The sequence below is a fragment of the Thioalkalivibrio sp. genome (genome assembly GCF_041685615.1).
Classification (GTDB): Bacteria; Pseudomonadota; Gammaproteobacteria; order Ectothiorhodospirales; family Ectothiorhodospiraceae; genus Thioalkalivibrio.
Map to the genome: position 1 here is coordinate 4,766 of NZ_JAWLFK010000066.1, position 3,679 is coordinate 8,444.

General features: G+C 69.1%; 2 protein-coding genes. Both read left to right on the forward strand.

The genetic code is table 11. The features are described 5' to 3' along the window. Nucleotides 1-2,913: putative bifunctional diguanylate cyclase/phosphodiesterase (locus tag ACESLR_RS10845; RefSeq protein WP_373067349.1), on the forward strand; the 2,913-nt coding region annotated here is incomplete at its 5' end. A 168-nt stretch (nt 2,914-3,081) separates the two neighbouring features. Further along, on the forward strand, nt 3,082-3,679 hold a 598-nt coding region (locus tag ACESLR_RS10850), incomplete at its 3' end, for an exodeoxyribonuclease V subunit gamma (RefSeq protein WP_373067354.1).

A 3,679-nucleotide genomic window follows, 5' to 3' on the forward strand; every position in this document is an offset into this window, starting at 1 on the left:
CTGAAGGGTGGGGTGATCGACCACTGGCTGGCGGAGCGCACCGGGGATGCCGTGGTGCTGGCCGAGGCGCGTGGCTTCAACCTCTTCGCCGTGACGGCCCTGGAGCGGCGGTCGACACTGGCGCTGGAACAGGTACGTGACCGGCTCGAATTGATGCGGACCGCGTACGGCTATGACGGGGTGGCGCTGCTGAATGCCGATCGCCAGCCGGTGATCGAGCTGGGGCGTAGTGCCATGGACGAAGGCCAGATGGACGCGGTACTGCGCGAGGTGCGCCGCAGCGGCGAGACGAGCGAGCCGATCCTGCATGCCGATCCGGACCGGCGACCCCGGGTCAGCTGGGCCGTGCCGGTGCGCAACCGCGCGGCCCCGCACGACCCCGTGGTGGGGCTGGTACTCCTGTCATCGACGGTGGAGAGCCTGCATCCGCTGCTGACCCTGACCGAGAATCGGAACGGGCTGGATGCGCAGGCCCATATCGTGGTGCGGGGCGGGGACCAACGCGCCTCGATCGCCCGGATCAGCGAGTCCGGGGGCGTGATGATCCCGACGCCGCCAGCCTTCACGCGGCTGCGCGAGCGGGTCCTGGACCACCGGCGCGATGCGGTGGTGATCGAACGCTTCGACGATCCCGACAGCCGCTTTCTGGCCGGGGTGCAGCAACTGGCCCCGGCGGGCTGGGACCTGGTGCTCAAGCGCGAGCTGGACGCCCTGCAAGTCATACCGCGGCAGCAAGCCGTGTGGGCGGCGGGGGTAACGTTGCTGATCTGGCTGGTGGTCCTGGCGGCCGGGGCGCTGTTGTGGCGCCAGCAGTGGCTGCGGCGCAACCTGACGCTGGTGCGCGCCCATGCCGATCAGGATCGGCTGCTCGGGGTCTTTTTCGACATGCCGTTTGTGGGCATGGCGATCTCGGGGCCGCGTGGCGAGGGCTGGGAGCGGGTGAATACCTGCCTGGCGGACATGCTGGGCTACGCGCCCGACGAACTCGCGGCTCTGGACTGGGACCGCCTGGCGATCCCCGAGGATCGCGGCTGCGAGGCCGAGCTGGACGCCGAGATGCGGCGCGGCGAACGCCCCGGCTACAGCGTCGTGAAACGCCTGCTCCGGCGCGACGGGCGGGTGATGGTCGCGGATATCGACGTCAAGTGCAGCCGCACGCCGGCGGGTGGGCTGGACCGGATCGTGGCCACCGTCGAGGACATTACCGAGCGGCGCGAGCACGAAGAGCGCCAGCGGCTGGCGTCGGTGGTGTTCGAGAATACCCGGGAAGGCGTGGTGATTACCGATGCCACCGCCCACATCCTGTCGGTGAACCGGGCCTTCACCCAGCTGATGGGGTACACCCAGGACGAGGTGGCCGGGCGTACGCCCAAGATGTTCCAGTCCGGGCGCCACGATCAGGCGTTCTACGCCAACATGTTCCGCGAGCTGCAGGTGAACGGCCACTGGCAGGGCGAGATCTGGAACCGGCGCAAGAACGGCGAGATTTTCCCCGAGCTGCAGAGCATCACCGCGGTGCATGACAGTCAGGGGCGTCTGACCCACTACGTCTCGGTGTTCGCCGACATCACGCGCATCAAGGCCTCCGAGGCGGAGCTCGATTTCCTCGCGCATCACGACCCGCTGACGGAACTGCCCAACCGCCGGCTGCTGCGCGCGCGACTGACGCATGGCATCTCGCTGATGCGCCGGCGCCAGGGGCATCTGGCACTGCTGTTCGTGGACGTCGACCGCTTCAAGGACATCAACGACAGTCAGGGCCACGCCGCCGGGGACCGGCTGCTGAAGACCATCGCGGAACGGCTGCAGATCGGGCGTCGCGGGACGGACACCGTGGCGCGGCTGGCGAGCGACGAGTTCGCGGTGCTGGTGGAGAACCTGGGCCATGTGGACGATGCCGCGCTGGTCGCGGAGAACATCATCCGCGAGGTGAGCGTTCCCTGCGATCTGGGCGATGGCGTGGCGCTGGAGATCACCGCGACCGTCGGGATCGCCGTGTTCCCCGACCATGCCGGGGATGCCGACACGCTCCTGCAGCAGGCAAGCACCGCGCTGTCGCAGGCCAAGATGGACGGGCGCGGCAGCTATCGTTACTACTCCGACGAGTTCACGCGGGCGGCGCGCGAGCGCATCGATCTGTCCGCGCGGTTGCGCCGGGCCATTGAACACGATGTGCTGGAGGTTCACTACCAGCCGCAGTACAACGTCGCCGACGGCCGGCTGCTGGGGGCGGAAGCCCTGCTGCGCTGGACCGATCCCGAGCTCGGTCCGATCTCGCCGGGGCGCTTTATTCCCCTGGCCGAGCAGACCGGGCTCATCGTGGAACTGGGGGGCTGGGTGCTGCGCCGGGTGATCGAGCAGGGCCATCAATGGCGCGCGGCCGGGCACCCGCCGCTGCGATTGGCGGTGAACGTCTCCGCGCTGCAGTTTCAGCGGGTGCCGATCGACCAGCAGTTGGGGCAGCTTCTGGAGGACTTCGAGTTCCCGGCGGACCAGCTGGAGTTGGAGATCACCGAGTCCGCGCTGATGGCGGATCCCAGCCGCGCGCGGCGCATCCTGCAGCGGCTGCGCGAACGCGGCGTGCATTTCGCGATCGACGACTTTGGCACCGGCTATTCCTCCATGGCGCAGCTGAAGCGCTTCCCGGTGGACACGCTCAAGATCGACAAGAGCTTTGTCGACGGCCTGGCCGAAGAGGGAACGGCGGGTAGCGCGAACGATCTCTCCATCGCCCGTTCCATCATCGGGCTGGGCCATGGTCTCGGGCTGACCGTGCTGGCGGAGGGCGTGGAGACCGCCGATCAGCTCGCGGTCCTGCGGGAGCTGGGCTGCGACCACTACCAGGGCTACTACGCCAGCCGGCCCGTGCCCAGCGCCGAATTCGAGGTCTTGCTGGGCGCGCCCCGAGCCTGAAGGGGTTTCCGGATTGCCCGCCGGATTGGTGAATACCGCGACGGGGACCGTCGCTTCGGGATGGTAGGGTAGGCGCATCTGGACCACGCGGGCCTTGAGGCCTTGCGCGGCATTTCCTGAACGGAACGAGGAGCCGGGTTGGTGGAGTCGCGCGAGTTGCAGCCAGGGATGGTGGTACTGCATGGCAATCACCTGGAGTCGCTCCGCACCCTGGCGGTGGAGTGGATGCGCCGTGCGCCGCTGGCACCGCTGGAAAATGAGACCATCCTGGTGCAGAGCAACGGCATGGCGCAGTGGCTGCGGCATGCCCTGGCCGCGCCGCCGGATGCCGACCCACCAGGCTGCGGGATCGCGGCGGCGCTGGACATGCAGTTGCCGTCGCGTTTCGTCTGGTCCGCCTATCGCGCGGTCCTGGGGGCCGAGGCCGTGCCGCTGGAATCCCCCTACGCCAAGCGGCCGCTGACCTGGCGGCTGATGCGCCTGCTGCCGGAGTGCCTGGCGCAGGAGGCCTTTTCGCCGCTGCGCCAGTTCCTGCAGGACGACGACCCGGGGCAGGGGGGCGATCTGCGCAAGCGCTTCCAGCTGGCCGAGCGTCTGGCGGACCTGTTTGATCAATACCAGGTGTACCGCGCCGACTGGCTGACCGACTGGGCGGCCGGGCGCGACATCCTGCGCGACGCCCGCGGGCAGGAGCCCGAACTGGCGCGCGGGCAGCGCTGGCAGGCCGAACTGTGGCGGCTGCTGCAGGCGGATATCGGCGTCGCGC